The sequence below is a fragment of the Luteibacter sp. E-22 genome (assembly GCF_049913125.1).
Taxonomy (GTDB): Bacteria; Pseudomonadota; Gammaproteobacteria; order Xanthomonadales; family Rhodanobacteraceae; genus Luteibacter.
This window is the reverse complement of the sequence record NZ_CP183975.1, coordinates 3,273,451-3,285,887: the sequence shown is the minus strand read 5'-3', so window position 1 is coordinate 3,285,887 and position 12,437 is coordinate 3,273,451. Positions and strand designations below refer to the sequence as shown.

The window sequence follows — 12,437 nt, the reverse complement described above, 5'->3', positions numbered from 1 at the left end:
CCGCCCTCGGGGCCACGCCTCCGGCGACCCCTCAAGGAAGGGCCGCTAGCGCGGCCGTGTATCTATGGCCTGCGGCCGGGTCGTGAACCAGCCGGGGTTCTTCGACTCGACATCCTGTCTCGCGAAGAAGGCCAACCATCCATGGTTGGCCCCCTGCGGGCCTGATCCGCCTGGATCACTCGCCTGCGCTAACGGCCCTGAGGGCGGCACCCGCCGGCTCTTTCGTGCGTTGACGCAAGTTGGTTCGAGCGCTGCGTCATCACGTTGAAGGCTAGTGTTCGTTTGCCCTGTCTCGATTGGCGCGCATGAAAAAAGGCACGGGTTTTTTTGAGGATTCTTCTAAAGATGTCCTCATGCGGTATCGCTAAGCTGTCCTGATGAACTTTCGTGCATGGACACTGCTTCCGCTGTTGTTGTTTCCCGCGCTGGCTGCGTGCGCCGAGAAAAAGGATCTCAGCCCGCCGCCTCTGAATCCGCATCCGAAGGAGGTGCTGCACGTCACGGTGACGTTCGATCATCCTGAGGATGCGAAGCGCTACATCGTCATCATGAAAGCGCTCTATCAGAACCAACAGCGCGAATGCGGTTACTTCGATCCGCTTCGGGGTGGCGGCAGCTTTGTCTATCCCCATGGAACGTTCGACGTTCCGAATGAAAGTGGGGACCCGAAGCGGGCCCGTTTCAACGTCTACCTAGATCGGTACAACGAAGTCGCCTGCAATTGGGAGCTTGCTGCCCCTTACTTCCTGGTTCGTGACTCCTTTACGGGGAGGGACGCGCTTGGGCACTGGGGTCTTCGCGAGGACTTGGCTCCCGGCGCCGAATACAGAGCCATTTGCCAGTTCCAGGCTGATGATGATCCGCAAAGCTGCTACGGCAGATGGCCGATGCCGAACGTGTCCCATTACAGTCGCGTCCCCATCACGGTTCATGTGTCCGAGGACTCGGCGTTGCTGCGTCCGCGCGTGCGGGGCGTCTTCAGCCAGAGCAATTTCGTCAAGTCCGTGAGGACAGACACCGCACCAAACCCGCCTACTGCTTCTAGCGGCGACTAGCAGTAACTTCTATCCAAGGAAATGGATATGTCTCTTCCTTCCGAACAATATGCATTTCTCTCTCATGCGGTTTATGCGCCGCTGACGGCAAAGACCGATATCGAGAGCGATAGCCGTCTCTACACTGTGCTCTACGTTTCCCCGCCATCCCCGACCAACTACCGCGGCGCCGTGTTGCAAGACGAGGCGACCGGCCAGCTTATCGTTACGAACAAGGGCACCGACCCTTCCAACATTCATGACATCACTGCCGATCTGGGCATGGGGATGATGGGTGCACCCACTCAATGGCCTGAAGCGGCCGCGACGATGCGCTGGGCTTTACATCACGCCGAGAAGAAACATATCCCCGTAAGCGACATCAGCATCACCGGTCACTCGCTGGGCGGTGCCCTCGCACAACTGCAAGCCGCCATGCCCGAATCGGCGGGCATACACGCGGAGACCTTCAACACGTATGGTGCCCGGTCCATGGCCGAGGGGCTGGGCCTGGACGTGTCATCCGCCCAGGACCGCGTCGTCAACCACCGCATGTACCATGATCCGGTATCGACGCTCGCCGACTCGATCGGCCGCAGTGTGGACTATATGGATCACGCCGATTACCAGCGCCACAAGCAGGGTGGCCTGTCGCCGGTCGGCGAGGTCGGCGCCATCGCCGCCGCGCACGGCATCGGCAACTTCTGGGACAAGGAAGGCAATCAGCCGGCGGCGGTGTTCGCGCATAACTACATGCGCGACCTGCATCATCGTCCGCTGGATGACTTGCCACGCGGCGTGCCGCTTGACCTGTCCGCGCCCTGGCACCTGCTGGGCCAGCAGCAAGATCAGCAGCCGGACCAGCAGCCGGACCAGCAGGGCCGCGCCGCCATGCCGCCACTGGCGGCGACCGCCGATACGGACGAGATGTTCGACTATCTATGCAAAGCCCTAGAGCAGGACGATCAGGGCTTCATGGAAGCGCTTCGACAGATCGGCCAGACCGATGCCGCACGGGAATTCCACATGGAGGCGGCGCGGCAGGTGGACATGGAGGACCGCATCGCGGCTCTGGAAGCGCAGGTGCAGCAGGCGCAGGAGCAGCAGGTCTCGCAGGTCCGGCAGACCAGCGGCCCGGTGATGCGCCTGTAAGGAGTGACGATGCGCGAAGAAGGCACGAAGAGCGCTGCCATGCAGATGGCGATGATGGTGGAGCGGCTGTCCCGCATGAGCGAGTCGATGGACGCCCGCCACCGGGAGGCTACCAAGCAACAAGAGCGGACCGTGCAGGCTCTACCCGGCATCATGCGCCAGGCTGCGGATGTGACCCTGGGCGCGATCGCGGCGGATGCCACGCGGACCGTGCGAACGGGCTTGAACGAACCATTTTCGGAAGTGGCCCGGGAAGCAGCCGAGCATCAGCGCGTCATGCAGGCGAGCACGGATGCGATGGTCCGGATACAGCGCAAGCTGGCAGGCTTCGTGAACAAGGCGGTCTGGCTGGTGGTGGGGGTGCTGGCGGTTCTTCTGTCGGTGCTCGTGGTTGGCGGCTACCTGGGATGGCACTACAAGCAGGTCATCGCGCAGCAGCGGATCGAGGCCGATCTGCTCCGGGCCTACAATCAGGCTGATGTTCGACTGTGCGGCGAACGGTTGTGCGCTCGCGTGGGGCGCACGGACAAACGCTACGGAGACTACGTCCCCCTCAGGCAACGATAGGACCAGGGCCGCATGTGCATGATCCAGCCGGGGGAGGGCGCAGCCCATTCGACGTGGTTCCTTCCAGGGGCTTCCCTTCGGCCCGGCGATAGGTTATAGTCGCTGGGCTATACCTCCCGGTCCTCATCAGTGGGCGACCGGACACCGCGAAATGAGGCGCATGGAATGTGCTTCGAGTTCGCAGGCAAGGATGCCGAGTAGGGTACCAACGGGCCACGGGGCGCAAGCTCTGTTGACCTATCTCGTTGCGTATTCTATACTTTTCTGTCTAGGCAGGCCGATAACTCGGCCTGCCTGACTTTTTCGGGTCGTTCCGGGCGGTTTTGACCGTTCCAGGGCGGCCCGTTGCGGTACCCGTAAGTAGCACCAGGGTTGTGCGGGGTGGCGAGAAGCCCCTCCGAATCACAAGAACGTTCTTTCGATAACAGGACACGGTTTTATGGCGAACCAAAAGATTCGCATCCGGCTCAAAGCGTTCGATCATCGCCTGATCGACCGTTCGGCCAGCGAAATCGTCGAGACGGCCAAGCGCACCGGCGCTACGGTCCTCGGCCCGATCCCGCTGCCGACCAAGATTGAGCGCTACACCATTCTGGTGTCGCCGCACGTCGACAAAGATGCCCGCGACCAGTACGAGACCCGTACCCACAAGCGCGTTCTGGACATCGTCGACCCCAACGACAAGACCGTGGACGCGCTCATGAAGCTCGATCTCGCGGCTGGCGTTGACGTGCAGATCAAGCTCGGCTGAGCGGATAAAAGGATACGAAGATGAGTATCGGACTGGTTGGCCGCAAGTGCGGCATGAGCCGGCTCTTCACCGAAGACGGCCGCTCGATTCCGGTGACGCTGATTGAAGCGACCCCGAATCGCGTGACGCAGGTGAAGACCGAAGAGAACGACGGCTACAGCGCCGTGCAGGTCACGACGGGTGCCAAGCGCGCCTCGCTCCTGACGGCTCCGCTGAAGGGCCATTACGCCAACGCCAAGGTCGAGCCGGGCCGCGGTCTGTGGGAGTTCCGCGTGAGCGCGGAAGACGCAGGCAAGTACGCGATCGGCACCGAGATCTCGGCGGGCGACGTCTTCACTGTCGGTCAGACGGTCGACGTCTCCGGTGTGTCGAAGGGTAAGGGTTTCCAGGGCACCATCAAGCGTCACCACTTCAAGATGGGCGACGCCACGCACGGTAACTCGCTGTCGCATCGCGCCCCGGGCTCGATCGGCCAGCGCCAGACGCCGGGCCGCGTGTTCCCTGGCAAGAAGATGTCGGGCCACATGGGCGCGGTCAACCGCACCCAGCAGGGTCTCGAAGTTGTCACGGTCGATTCCGAGCGCCACCTGATCGCGGTCAAGGGCGCAGTCCCCGGCGCGCCGGGCGGTGACGTCGTGATCCGTCCGACGACCAAGGGCTGAGGAGAGACGCCATGGAACTCAACGTTATTGGCGCCAAGGCGCTCACCGTGTCGGACGACGTGTTCGGCGGCGAGTACAAGAAGGCCCTCGTCCACCAGGTCGTCACCGCCTATCAGGCGGCTGGCCGTGCCGGTACGAAGGCCCAGCTGTCTCGCGGCCAGATGTCCGGTACGACCAAGAAGTTCAAGAAGCAGAAGGGTGGCGGCGCTCGCCACGGCGACTACCGCGCCCCGATCTTCGTCGGTGGTGGTGTGACGTTCGCGGCCAAGCCGCGCAGCTTCGAGCAGAAGGTCAACCGCAAGGCTTACCGTGTTGCGATCCGTTCGATCGTCGCCGAGCTGAACCGTCAGGGTCGCCTGAAGGTCGTCTCCGAGCTGTCGATGGAAGCCCCGAGCACCAAGGGCATGATCGCGAAGCTGGCCGAGCTCGAAGTCAAGGGTCGCGTGCTGCTGGTATCGGAAGATGCCACCGAGGCGCTGTACCTGTCCGCCCGCAACATTCCGTACATCCACGTCGTCGACGTGTTGGCCCTTAATCCGGTCAGCCTGGTCGGCAGCGACTTCGTCGTCATGACGGTGGACGCGGTCAAGAAGGTCGAGGAGTGGCTCGCATGAGCACCGAACGCACGCTCAACACGCTTCGCGCGCCGCACATCTCCGAGAAGTCGGCTCGCCTTGCTGAGAACAACCAGTACGTTTTCGTCGTGGCGCCCGAGGCGACCAAGGCCGATGTCCGTGCAGCCGTGGAACATCTCTTCGACGTCAAGGTCGTGGACGTGAACCTCGTGAACACCAAGGGCAAGGTCAAGTCGTTCCGCTTCCGCACTGGCAACCGCCAGGGCAAGCGTAAGGCCTACGTGCGCCTCGCCGACGGTCACACGATCGACGTGTCGGCCAAGGCCTGAGCCAGGAGTTGAATTGAGATGGCACTGATCACTCACAAGCCGACCTCCCCGGGCCGCCGCGACGCAGTCAGCGTGCGGACCGAAGGTCTGCACAAGGGCGCACCTTACGCGCCCCTGACCGAATCGCAGTCGAAGACGGGTGGCCGCAACCACTACGGTCGCATCACCACGCGTCATCGCGGCGGCGGTCATAAGCAGGCTTACCGCATCATCGATTTCAAGCGTGACAAGGAAGGCATCGCCGCCGTTGTCGAGCGTCTGGAATACGATCCGAACCGCACCGCGCACATCGCGCTGCTGTGCTACGCCGACGGCGAGCGCCGCTACATCATCGCGCCGAAGGGCGTGGCGGTGGGCGACCGTCTCGTGTCGGGTTCCGACTCGCCGATCAAGCCGGGCAACTGCCTGCCGCTTCGTTCGATTCCGGTCGGTTCCACCGTCCACTGCATCGAGATGAAGCCGGGCAAGGGTGCGCAGATCGCGCGTTCCGCCGGCGCCTCGGTCCAGCTGGTCGCTCGCGAGCAGGGTTACGCCACGCTGCGTCTTCGCTCCGGCGAAATGCGCCGCGTGCCGGTCGAATGCCGCGCCACCATCGGTGAAGTCGGCAACTCCGAGCATAGCCTGCGCAAGCTGGGCAAGGCCGGCAAGAAGCGCTGGGCGGGTATCCGTCCGACCGTTCGCGGTGTCGTGATGAACCCGGTCGACCATCCGCACGGCGGTGGTGAAGGCAAGACCTCCGGCGGCCGTCATCCGGTCAGCCCGTGGGGTACGCCGACCAAGGGTTACAAGACGCGCAACAACAAGCGCACCCAGCAGTTCATCGTGCGTCGTCGCAAGTAATAGGAAACGATCATGCCGCGCTCTCTAAAGAAAGGTCCGTTCGTTGACCTGCACCTCGTAAAGAAGGTGGAAGCCGCCGTTTCCGCCAACAACAAGCGTCCGATCAAGACCTGGTCGCGTCGTTCGATGATTCTGCCGGAGATGGTCGGTCTGACCATCGCCATCCACAACGGCCGCCAGCACGTGCCCGTCCTGATCAACGAGAACATGGTCGGGCACAAGCTCGGCGAGTTCGCGGTGACCCGTACGTACAAGGGCCACGCAGGCGATAAGAAGGGCAAGTGATGAGCACCGAAGCCAAAGCGATCCTGCGCAGCGCCCGCATCTCGGCGCAGAAGGCACGCCTGGTGGCTGACCTGGTCCGCGGTATGCCCGTGGGCCGAGCCAGCGACGTGCTCGCCTTTACCAACAAGAAAGCCGCCCACCTTGTCCGCAAGGTGCTGCTGTCCGCCGTCGCCAACGCCGAAAACAATCTCGGCGCCGACGTGGACGAGCTCAAGGTGGCCCGCATCTTCGTCGACGAAGGTCCGGCGATGAAGCGCATGTACGCCCGCGCCAAAGGTCGCGGCTCGCGCATCCTGAAGCGCACCAGCCACATCACTGTGGTTGTCGGCAACTGACTGGGGTAAGACACGATGGGTCATAAAGTTCATCCCACCGGTATCCGCCTCGGCATTGCCAAGGACTGGAACTCGAAGTGGTACGCAAACAAGGGTGAGTACGCCCAGTACCTCGCGGCCGACCTCAAGGTCCGCGAGATGCTGCGCAAGAAGCTCGCCGCCGCTGGCATCTCGAAGATCCAGATCGAGCGTCCGGCCAAGACCGCCCGCGTGACGATCTTCACCGCCCGTCCGGGTGTGGTGATCGGCAAGAAGGGTGAGGACATCGAGAAGCTGCGCAAGGAAGTCACGGACATGATGGGCGTTCCGACGCACATCAACGTCAGTGAAGTCCGCAAGCCGGAGCTCGATGCCCAGCTCGTCGCTGAATCGATCGCCCAGCAGCTCGAGCGTCGCATCATGTTCCGCCGCGCCATGAAGCGCTCGGTTGGCAACGCGATGCGCCTCGGTGCCCTCGGCATCAAGATCAACGTCTCCGGCCGTTTGAACGGTGCCGAGATCGCGCGCTCCGAGTGGGCCCGCGAAGGTCGCGTTCCGCTGCATACCCTGCGCGCGGACATCGACTACGGCACCGCCGAGGCCAAGACCCAGTACGGCATCATCGGTGTCAAGGTTTGGGTCTACAAGGGCGAGATCTTCGATCTGGCGGCCGCTACGGCCGAGTCGAAGGAAGAACAGCAGCCTCAGCAGTCGTCGCGCCGCGAGGGTGGTGAAAACCGCCGCGAGCGTGAGCGCGCTGCCAAGTAAGGAGCGTTGCCATGTTGCAACCGAAGCGTACCAAGTACCGCAAGATGCATAAGGGTCGTAATGACGGCCTGGCATTCAATTCCAACCTCGTGAGCTTTGGCGAGTACGGCCTCAAGGCGACGACGCACGGTCAGCTGACCGCGCGTCAGATCGAAGCGGCCCGTCGTTGCATCACGCGCTACGTAAAGCGTGGCGGCAAGCTCTGGATCCGCGTGTTCCCGGACAAGCCGATCACCCGTAAGCCCATCGAAGTCCGAATGGGTGCAGGTAAGGGTGGCGTCGAGTTCTGGGTCGCTCTGATCCAGCCGGGTCGCATGCTTTATGAAATCGAAGGTGTCGACGAGACGACGGCACGCGAAGCGTTCCGTCTGGCGGCAGCCAAGCTCTCCGTCCAGACCCAGTTCGTCTCCAGGGCGGTGATGTAATGGCCAGCAAAGAAATCAAAGAGAAGTCGGCGGAAGAGCTGAAGCAGCACTTGCTGGACCTTCGCAAGGAGCAGTTCAACCTGCGCATGCAGAAGGGCTCCGGACAGCTCACCCAGCCGCACCAGCTGCGCCGCGTTCGGCGTGACATCGCCCGCACGAAGTTCGTGCTCGGCGTGAAGAAGTAAGGACGGCGGACATGAGCGATAACACGAAGACGGCGCGTACCCTCACGGGTCGTGTCATCAGCAACAAGATGGCTAACACGGTGACGGTGTTGATCGAGCGCCAGGTGCAGCATCCGCTGCTCGGCAAGATCATCCGCCGTTCCACGAAGCTCCATGCGCACGACGAAACCGGCGCGAACGAGGGTGACCTCGTCCGCATCGCGGAATGCCGTCCGCTGTCGAAGACCAAACATCACCGCGTGGTCGAAATCGTCACGCGCGCTGAAGTCTAAGGAGAGCTGCCATGATTCAGGTACAGAGCATGCTTTCCGCGGCCGATAACAGCGGCGCGAAGGAACTGATGTGCATCAAGGTGCTGGGCGGCTCGAAGCGCCGTTATGCCAGCGTCGGTGATGTCATCAAGGTGACCGTCAAGGACGCCATTCCCCGCGGCAAGGTCAAGAAGGGTGAGGTGTACAACGCCGTGGTGGTTCGTACCGCCAAGGGTGTGCGCCGCGCTGATGGTTCCGTGATCCGTTTCGACGGCAACGCGGCCGTCATCCTCAACAACAAGCTCGAGCCGATCGGAACCCGTATCTTCGGGCCGGTTACCCGCGAGCTGCGCAGCGAGAAGTTCATGAAGATCGTCTCGCTCGCGCCCGAAGTGCTCTGAGCGGAGGCCAGACCATGAACCGTATCCGCAAGGGTGATAACGTCGTCGTCATCACCGGCAAGAACAAGGGACAGCGCGGCGACGTGCTGCGCGTCGATGGCGACCGCGTGGTCGTCTCGAACGTGAACCTGGTCAAGCGCCACACCAAGCCGAATCCGCAGGCCAACCAGCCGGGTGGAATCGTCGAACGTGAGGCCTCGATCCATATCTCCAACGTACAGCTCTTCAACTCCGCCACGAACAAGGGCGAGCGCGTGGGCACCAAGACGCTCGAGGACGGGCGCAAGGTGCGCGTGTTCCGTTCGGGCGAAGTGGTCGACGCGTAAGGAATCGAAGTCATGACCCGCCTTGAATCGTTTTACAAAGAGTCGGTAATGCAGAAGCTCACTGAGCGCTTCGGTTACCAGAACGTCATGGAAGTGCCCCGCATCACGAAGATCACGCTCAACATGGGCGTCGGCGAAGCCGCCGGTAACAAGAAGATCCTCGAGAACGCCGTGGCCGATATGACCAAGATCGCCGGCCAGAAGCCGATCACGACGAAGGCCCGCGTGTCGGTCGCTTCGTTCAAGATCCGCGACGGTTGGCCGATCGGTTGCAAGGTCACGCTTCGTCGTGCCCAGATGTGGGAATTCCTGGACCGCCTGATCAACATCTCGTTGCCGCGTACGCGCGACTTCCGTGGTGTCTCGGGCCGTGCCTTCGATGGCCGTGGTAACTACAACTTCGGTATCAAGGAACAGATCATTTTCCCGGAAATCGACTTCGATCAGGTCGACGCGCTGCGTGGCATGGATATCTCCATCACCACCACCGCCAAGACCGACGAAGAAGCCAAGGCGCTGCTGGAAGCTTTCAGCTTCCCGTTCCGCAACTGATCATAGGTAGAACATGGCCAAGACCTCGATGATCGAGCGCGATCTCAAGCGCTCCAAGCTCGTCAAGAAGTACGCCGCCAAGCGCGCCGAACTGAAGGCGATCGTTTTGAGCGCCACCGCGTCGTACGAAGAGAAGATGGAAGCCCAGACGAAGTTGCAGAAGCTTCCCCGTGATGCGAGCCCGTCGCGCCAGCGTAACCGCTGCGCCCTGACCGGCCGCCCGCGTGGTGTCTACAGCAAGTTCGGCCTGGGTCGCAACAAGCTCCGCGAAGCCACCATGCGTGGCGACGTTCCGGGCTTGCGCAAGGCTAGCTGGTAAAAAACTCGCCAACGGCGGGGCAAGCTGTTATAGTCGTCGGTCTGCGCAACGCAGACCGACGATTGTCGGCTTTACAATTTAAGATTTCCGGTAATTCGGATATCGGTGCACTCTCAAGGGTTTTCTTATGAGCATGACTGATCCCATCGCCGATCTGTTTACGCGCATCCGTAATGGCCAGGCCTCTGGCAAGTCGGTTGTCCGTATGCCGTCGTCGAAGATGAAGCTGGCCCTGGCCAAGCTTCTGCAGAACGAAGGCTATATTCTCGACGCCCGTGCCGCTGACGAAGCTGGCAAGCCGGTCCTCGAGATCAAGCTGAAGTACTTTGAAGGCCGTCCGGCCATCGAAACCATCTCCCGTGTCAGCCGTTCCGGTCTCCGCGTCTATCGCGGCAAGGACGAGCTGCCGAAGGTCCTCGGTGGCCTGGGTATCTCGATCATCTCGACTTCCGCCGGTCTCCTGACCGACGCGCAGGCCCGTGCGAAGGGTCTGGGCGGCGAAGTCATCGGCCAGGTGGCGTAAGGAGTCCCGACATGTCACGTGTAGCCAAGCAGCCCATCACCCTGCCGAAGGGCGTCGAACTCTCGATCGCCAACGGCACCGTCACCGTCAAGGGCCCGAAGGGCACCCTGACCACCCACGAACTGCCGGGCGTTTCGTTCCAGCAGGAGAATGGCGTCGCGAACGTCGTTCTCGCCGAGGGTGCCGACGACAAGTTCGGCGGTACCGCCCGCGCGATCGTCGCCAACATGATCCACGGCGTGGCCAACGGCTTCGAGAAGAAGCTCGAGCTCGTCGGCGTGGGTTACCGCGCCCAGCTCACCGGTAAGTCGGTCAACCTTTCGCTGGGTTATTCGCACCCGGTGGTCTTCGAGGCGCCGGAAGGCATCACCATCGAAGTTCCGTCGCAGACGGAAGTCCTGGTCAAGGGTGCCGACAAGCAGCTCGTGGGCCAGGTGGCCGCGAAGATCCGCGCGTTCCGTTCGCCGGAGCCCTACAAGGGCAAGGGTGTCCGCTACGCCGGCGAGACGATCATCCTGAAGGAAGCCAAGAAGGCCTAATCGGCCTATCCGCTTTCTGGAGACGAGACGATGAACAAGAACGATTCCCGCCTGCGCCGCGCCAAGTCGACCCGTGCCCACATCCGTGAGCTCGCCGTCGCCCGCCTGAGCGTGCACCGCACCGGTCAGCACATCTACGCCCAGGTCTTCGCACCGAACGGCACCGTCGTGGCAGCCGCCTCGACCGTGCAGAAGTCGGTGGCCGAAGGCCTCAAGAGCAAGAAGAACATCGAGGCCGCCACCACGGTGGGCCGCGTCGTTGCCGAGCGCGCCAAGGCCGCCGGTATCGAAGCCGTTGCCTTCGATCGCTCGGGTTTCCGTTATCACGGTCGCATCAAGGCTCTTGCCGACGCGGCGCGTGAGGCCGGCCTCAAGTTCTAAGAGGCGTCAGGCCACGGCATCGGTCCCCCGGGACCGGTGCCGCCCGCTGTAACTACAACTCCAAGCGGCGACCAAGCCGTAAACAGAAGTCCCGGTACGTCCGGGCAGACAGGAAAGAGAGATGTCCTCGACAGATCGCGAAAATTCGGACGGCATGCTTGAAAAGCTGATCGCCGTCAACCGCGTGGCCAAGACCGTCAAGGGTGGCCGCCAGATGAGCTTCACCGCGCTGACGGTCGTCGGCGACGGCGAGGGTCGCGTCGGCTTTGGTTATGGCAAGGCGCGTGAAGTGCCGGTTGCCATTTCCAAGGCGATGGAGCGCGCCCGCCGCAACATGGTGTCGATCGAACTGAACAACGGCACGCTCTGGTACGCCATCAAGGCGAACCACGGTGCGGCCCGCGTCTACATGCAGCCCGCCTCGCAGGGTACCGGCGTCATCGCCGGCGGTGCCATGCGCGCCGTCCTCGAAGTGGTCGGCGTGAAGGACGTGCTTGCGAAGGCCGTCGGCTCGCGCAACCCGATCAACCTCGTCCGCGCCACGATCAAGGGCCTCCAGGCCGTTGCATCGCCGAAGCGCATTGCCGCCAAGCGTGGCAAGACGATCGAAGAGGTCCTCGGCAATGGCTAAGAACAACGAAAACACCGGCACCGTCCGCGTCCGCCTCGTCAAGGGCCTTCGCGGTGTACAGGGTCGTCATCGTCTGAGCGTGAAGGCCCTCGGCCTGAACAAGCTCAACGATGTGCGCGAACTGAAGGATAGCCCCCAGGTCCGTGGCCTTATCAACACGGTCTACTACCTGGTCCGGGTCGAGGAGTAAACGTCATGCGTCTTAATGAACTCAGGCCCGGCAAGGGCGCCCGCAAGACCCGTACCCGCGTCGCGCGCGGTATCGGCTCCGGCCTCGGCAAGACCGCCGGCCGTGGTCACAAGGGTCAGCACGCCCGTGCCGGTAATACGCACCGCGTCGGTTTCGAAGGCGGCCAGATGCCGCTGCAGCGTCGTTTGCCGAAGGTCGGCTTCCGTTCGCTGAAGAAGGCCGATACGGAACAGGTCATGCTGTACCAGCTGGCGTCGGTCAAGTCCGACACCATCGATCTGATCGCCCTGCACGCCGCCGGTCTCGTGACCAGCCGTGCGAAGAAGGTCAAGATCGTCCTGAAGGGCGAAATCACCCGTGCGGTGAAGCTCTCCGGTGTGCTTGCGACGGCCGGCGCCAAGGCGGCCATCGAAGCCGCCGGCGGCAGCGTGGAGTAA

At 62.6% G+C, this 12,437-nt stretch carries 24 protein-coding genes; all 24 read left to right on the top strand.

Going from position 1 to position 12,437, the window contains the following annotated elements; genetic code table 11:
- The first annotated feature begins 377 nt into the window (after nucleotides 1-377).
- The 24 genes from ACN9M2_RS14675 (at nucleotide 378) to rplO (ending at nucleotide 12,437) form a co-directional block, all read left to right on the top strand.
- Entirely contained in the window at nucleotides 378-1,055 is a 678-nt protein-coding gene (locus tag ACN9M2_RS14675) for a hypothetical protein (RefSeq protein WP_426285400.1), read from the top strand.
- 27 nt (nucleotides 1,056-1,082) lie between these two features.
- Nucleotides 1,083-2,186: a lipase family protein gene (locus ACN9M2_RS14670; protein ID WP_426285399.1), complete on the top strand. Its 1,104-nt coding sequence runs from the start codon at nucleotides 1,083-1,085 to the stop codon at nucleotides 2,184-2,186.
- A 9-nt stretch (nucleotides 2,187-2,195) separates the two neighbouring features.
- Nucleotides 2,196-2,753: a hypothetical protein gene (locus ACN9M2_RS14665; RefSeq protein ID WP_426285398.1), complete on the top strand. Its 558-nt coding sequence runs from the start codon at nucleotides 2,196-2,198 to the stop codon at nucleotides 2,751-2,753.
- Nucleotides 2,754-3,192: 439 nt separating this feature from the next.
- Nucleotides 3,193-3,504 (top strand): 30S ribosomal protein S10, encoded by a 312-nt coding sequence (gene rpsJ, locus ACN9M2_RS14660; protein ID WP_014402136.1) that lies wholly within the window; start codon nucleotides 3,193-3,195, stop codon nucleotides 3,502-3,504.
- 20 nt (nucleotides 3,505-3,524) lie between these two features.
- Nucleotides 3,525-4,166 (top strand): 50S ribosomal protein L3, encoded by a 642-nt coding sequence (gene rplC, locus ACN9M2_RS14655; protein ID WP_371023353.1) that lies wholly within the window; start codon nucleotides 3,525-3,527, stop codon nucleotides 4,164-4,166.
- Nucleotides 4,167-4,177: 11 nt separating this feature from the next.
- Nucleotides 4,178-4,780, top strand: a complete 603-nt coding sequence (gene rplD, locus ACN9M2_RS14650) for a 50S ribosomal protein L4 (RefSeq protein WP_306849867.1) — start codon at nucleotides 4,178-4,180, stop codon at nucleotides 4,778-4,780.
- The gene (gene rplW / locus ACN9M2_RS14645) at nucleotides 4,777-5,070 is read left to right on the top strand and encodes a 50S ribosomal protein L23 (protein WP_046967254.1); all 294 of its coding nucleotides are present in this window, start codon (nucleotides 4,777-4,779) and stop codon (nucleotides 5,068-5,070) included. Before rplD ends, rplW begins: the two co-directional genes overlap by 4 nt.
- An 18-nt stretch (nucleotides 5,071-5,088) precedes the next feature.
- Nucleotides 5,089-5,910 (top strand): 50S ribosomal protein L2, encoded by an 822-nt coding sequence (gene rplB / locus ACN9M2_RS14640; protein WP_306849874.1) that lies wholly within the window; start codon nucleotides 5,089-5,091, stop codon nucleotides 5,908-5,910.
- A 12-nt stretch (nucleotides 5,911-5,922) separates the two neighbouring features.
- Nucleotides 5,923-6,195, top strand: a complete 273-nt coding sequence (gene rpsS, locus ACN9M2_RS14635; protein ID WP_029213892.1) for a 30S ribosomal protein S19 — start codon at nucleotides 5,923-5,925, stop codon at nucleotides 6,193-6,195.
- Nucleotides 6,195-6,530 (top strand): 50S ribosomal protein L22, encoded by a 336-nt coding sequence (gene rplV, locus ACN9M2_RS14630; RefSeq protein WP_029213891.1) that lies wholly within the window; start codon nucleotides 6,195-6,197, stop codon nucleotides 6,528-6,530. The genes rpsS and rplV overlap by 1 nt, the downstream gene beginning before the upstream one ends.
- A gap of 15 nt (nucleotides 6,531-6,545) precedes the next feature.
- Nucleotides 6,546-7,277 (top strand): 30S ribosomal protein S3, encoded by a 732-nt coding sequence (rpsC, locus tag ACN9M2_RS14625; protein ID WP_306849877.1) that lies wholly within the window; start codon nucleotides 6,546-6,548, stop codon nucleotides 7,275-7,277.
- Nucleotides 7,278-7,288: 11 nt separating this feature from the next.
- A complete protein-coding gene (gene rplP / locus ACN9M2_RS14620) occupies nucleotides 7,289-7,702 on the top strand; it encodes a 50S ribosomal protein L16 (protein ID WP_306849879.1) in 414 nt (137 codons plus the stop codon).
- Nucleotides 7,702-7,887, top strand: coding sequence for a 50S ribosomal protein L29 (rpmC, locus tag ACN9M2_RS14615; RefSeq protein WP_029213888.1), 186 nt, complete (start codon nucleotides 7,702-7,704; stop codon nucleotides 7,885-7,887). Before rplP ends, rpmC begins: the two co-directional genes overlap by 1 nt.
- Nucleotides 7,888-7,898: 11 nt before the next feature.
- The gene (rpsQ, locus tag ACN9M2_RS14610; protein ID WP_029213887.1) at nucleotides 7,899-8,159 is read left to right on the top strand and encodes a 30S ribosomal protein S17; all 261 of its coding nucleotides are present in this window, start codon (nucleotides 7,899-7,901) and stop codon (nucleotides 8,157-8,159) included.
- Nucleotides 8,160-8,170: 11 nt separating this feature from the next.
- The gene (gene rplN / locus ACN9M2_RS14605; RefSeq protein WP_306849882.1) at nucleotides 8,171-8,539 is read left to right on the top strand and encodes a 50S ribosomal protein L14; all 369 of its coding nucleotides are present in this window, start codon (nucleotides 8,171-8,173) and stop codon (nucleotides 8,537-8,539) included.
- Nucleotides 8,540-8,553: 14 nt separating this feature from the next.
- Entirely contained in the window at nucleotides 8,554-8,865 is a 312-nt protein-coding gene (gene rplX, locus ACN9M2_RS14600; RefSeq protein ID WP_090054986.1) for a 50S ribosomal protein L24, read from the top strand.
- A 12-nt stretch (nucleotides 8,866-8,877) separates the two neighbouring features.
- Nucleotides 8,878-9,417, top strand: coding sequence for a 50S ribosomal protein L5 (gene rplE / locus ACN9M2_RS14595; protein ID WP_306849886.1), 540 nt, complete (start codon nucleotides 8,878-8,880; stop codon nucleotides 9,415-9,417).
- A gap of 13 nt (nucleotides 9,418-9,430) precedes the next feature.
- The gene (gene rpsN / locus ACN9M2_RS14590) at nucleotides 9,431-9,736 is read left to right on the top strand and encodes a 30S ribosomal protein S14 (RefSeq protein WP_426285397.1); all 306 of its coding nucleotides are present in this window, start codon (nucleotides 9,431-9,433) and stop codon (nucleotides 9,734-9,736) included.
- A 127-nt stretch (nucleotides 9,737-9,863) separates the two neighbouring features.
- Nucleotides 9,864-10,259: a 30S ribosomal protein S8 gene (gene rpsH / locus ACN9M2_RS14585; protein ID WP_072322781.1), complete on the top strand. Its 396-nt coding sequence runs from the start codon at nucleotides 9,864-9,866 to the stop codon at nucleotides 10,257-10,259.
- A gap of 11 nt (nucleotides 10,260-10,270) precedes the next feature.
- Entirely contained in the window at nucleotides 10,271-10,798 is a 528-nt protein-coding gene (gene rplF / locus ACN9M2_RS14580; RefSeq protein ID WP_371023352.1) for a 50S ribosomal protein L6, read from the top strand.
- A gap of 30 nt (nucleotides 10,799-10,828) precedes the next feature.
- Nucleotides 10,829-11,179, top strand: coding sequence for a 50S ribosomal protein L18 (rplR, locus tag ACN9M2_RS14575; protein WP_426285396.1), 351 nt, complete (start codon nucleotides 10,829-10,831; stop codon nucleotides 11,177-11,179).
- Between the two features lie 121 nt (nucleotides 11,180-11,300).
- Nucleotides 11,301-11,810 (top strand): 30S ribosomal protein S5, encoded by a 510-nt coding sequence (gene rpsE, locus ACN9M2_RS14570; protein WP_029213879.1) that lies wholly within the window; start codon nucleotides 11,301-11,303, stop codon nucleotides 11,808-11,810.
- Nucleotides 11,803-12,000, top strand: coding sequence for a 50S ribosomal protein L30 (rpmD, locus tag ACN9M2_RS14565; protein WP_371023350.1), 198 nt, complete (start codon nucleotides 11,803-11,805; stop codon nucleotides 11,998-12,000). The genes rpsE and rpmD overlap by 8 nt, the downstream gene beginning before the upstream one ends.
- 5 nt (nucleotides 12,001-12,005) lie before the next feature.
- Nucleotides 12,006-12,437 (top strand): 50S ribosomal protein L15, encoded by a 432-nt coding sequence (rplO, locus tag ACN9M2_RS14560; RefSeq protein WP_306849898.1) that lies wholly within the window; start codon nucleotides 12,006-12,008, stop codon nucleotides 12,435-12,437.

What these genes read in the sequence shown, in the direction of transcription:
- ACN9M2_RS14675 (WP_426285400.1), top strand. Translation starts at nt 378, where the DNA reads ATGAACTTTCGTGCATGGACACTGCTTCCGCTGTTGTTGTTTCCCGCG.
- ACN9M2_RS14670 (WP_426285399.1), top strand. Translation starts at nt 1,083, where the DNA reads ATGTCTCTTCCTTCCGAACAATATGCATTTCTCTCTCATGCGGTTTAT.
- ACN9M2_RS14665 (WP_426285398.1), top strand. Translation starts at nt 2,196, where the DNA reads ATGCGCGAAGAAGGCACGAAGAGCGCTGCCATGCAGATGGCGATGATG.
- rpsJ (WP_014402136.1), top strand. Translation starts at nt 3,193, where the DNA reads ATGGCGAACCAAAAGATTCGCATCCGGCTCAAAGCGTTCGATCATCGC.
- rplC (WP_371023353.1), top strand. Translation starts at nt 3,525, where the DNA reads ATGAGTATCGGACTGGTTGGCCGCAAGTGCGGCATGAGCCGGCTCTTC.
- rplD (WP_306849867.1), top strand. Translation starts at nt 4,178, where the DNA reads ATGGAACTCAACGTTATTGGCGCCAAGGCGCTCACCGTGTCGGACGAC.
- rplW (WP_046967254.1), top strand. Translation starts at nt 4,777, where the DNA reads ATGAGCACCGAACGCACGCTCAACACGCTTCGCGCGCCGCACATCTCC.
- rplB (WP_306849874.1), top strand. Translation starts at nt 5,089, where the DNA reads ATGGCACTGATCACTCACAAGCCGACCTCCCCGGGCCGCCGCGACGCA.
- rpsS (WP_029213892.1), top strand. Translation starts at nt 5,923, where the DNA reads ATGCCGCGCTCTCTAAAGAAAGGTCCGTTCGTTGACCTGCACCTCGTA.
- rplV (WP_029213891.1), top strand. Translation starts at nt 6,195, where the DNA reads ATGAGCACCGAAGCCAAAGCGATCCTGCGCAGCGCCCGCATCTCGGCG.
- rpsC (WP_306849877.1), top strand. Translation starts at nt 6,546, where the DNA reads ATGGGTCATAAAGTTCATCCCACCGGTATCCGCCTCGGCATTGCCAAG.
- rplP (WP_306849879.1), top strand. Translation starts at nt 7,289, where the DNA reads ATGTTGCAACCGAAGCGTACCAAGTACCGCAAGATGCATAAGGGTCGT.
- rpmC (WP_029213888.1), top strand. Translation starts at nt 7,702, where the DNA reads ATGGCCAGCAAAGAAATCAAAGAGAAGTCGGCGGAAGAGCTGAAGCAG.
- rpsQ (WP_029213887.1), top strand. Translation starts at nt 7,899, where the DNA reads ATGAGCGATAACACGAAGACGGCGCGTACCCTCACGGGTCGTGTCATC.
- rplN (WP_306849882.1), top strand. Translation starts at nt 8,171, where the DNA reads ATGATTCAGGTACAGAGCATGCTTTCCGCGGCCGATAACAGCGGCGCG.
- rplX (WP_090054986.1), top strand. Translation starts at nt 8,554, where the DNA reads ATGAACCGTATCCGCAAGGGTGATAACGTCGTCGTCATCACCGGCAAG.
- rplE (WP_306849886.1), top strand. Translation starts at nt 8,878, where the DNA reads ATGACCCGCCTTGAATCGTTTTACAAAGAGTCGGTAATGCAGAAGCTC.
- rpsN (WP_426285397.1), top strand. Translation starts at nt 9,431, where the DNA reads ATGGCCAAGACCTCGATGATCGAGCGCGATCTCAAGCGCTCCAAGCTC.
- rpsH (WP_072322781.1), top strand. Translation starts at nt 9,864, where the DNA reads ATGAGCATGACTGATCCCATCGCCGATCTGTTTACGCGCATCCGTAAT.
- rplF (WP_371023352.1), top strand. Translation starts at nt 10,271, where the DNA reads ATGTCACGTGTAGCCAAGCAGCCCATCACCCTGCCGAAGGGCGTCGAA.
- rplR (WP_426285396.1), top strand. Translation starts at nt 10,829, where the DNA reads ATGAACAAGAACGATTCCCGCCTGCGCCGCGCCAAGTCGACCCGTGCC.
- rpsE (WP_029213879.1), top strand. Translation starts at nt 11,301, where the DNA reads ATGTCCTCGACAGATCGCGAAAATTCGGACGGCATGCTTGAAAAGCTG.
- rpmD (WP_371023350.1), top strand. Translation starts at nt 11,803, where the DNA reads ATGGCTAAGAACAACGAAAACACCGGCACCGTCCGCGTCCGCCTCGTC.
- rplO (WP_306849898.1), top strand. Translation starts at nt 12,006, where the DNA reads ATGCGTCTTAATGAACTCAGGCCCGGCAAGGGCGCCCGCAAGACCCGT.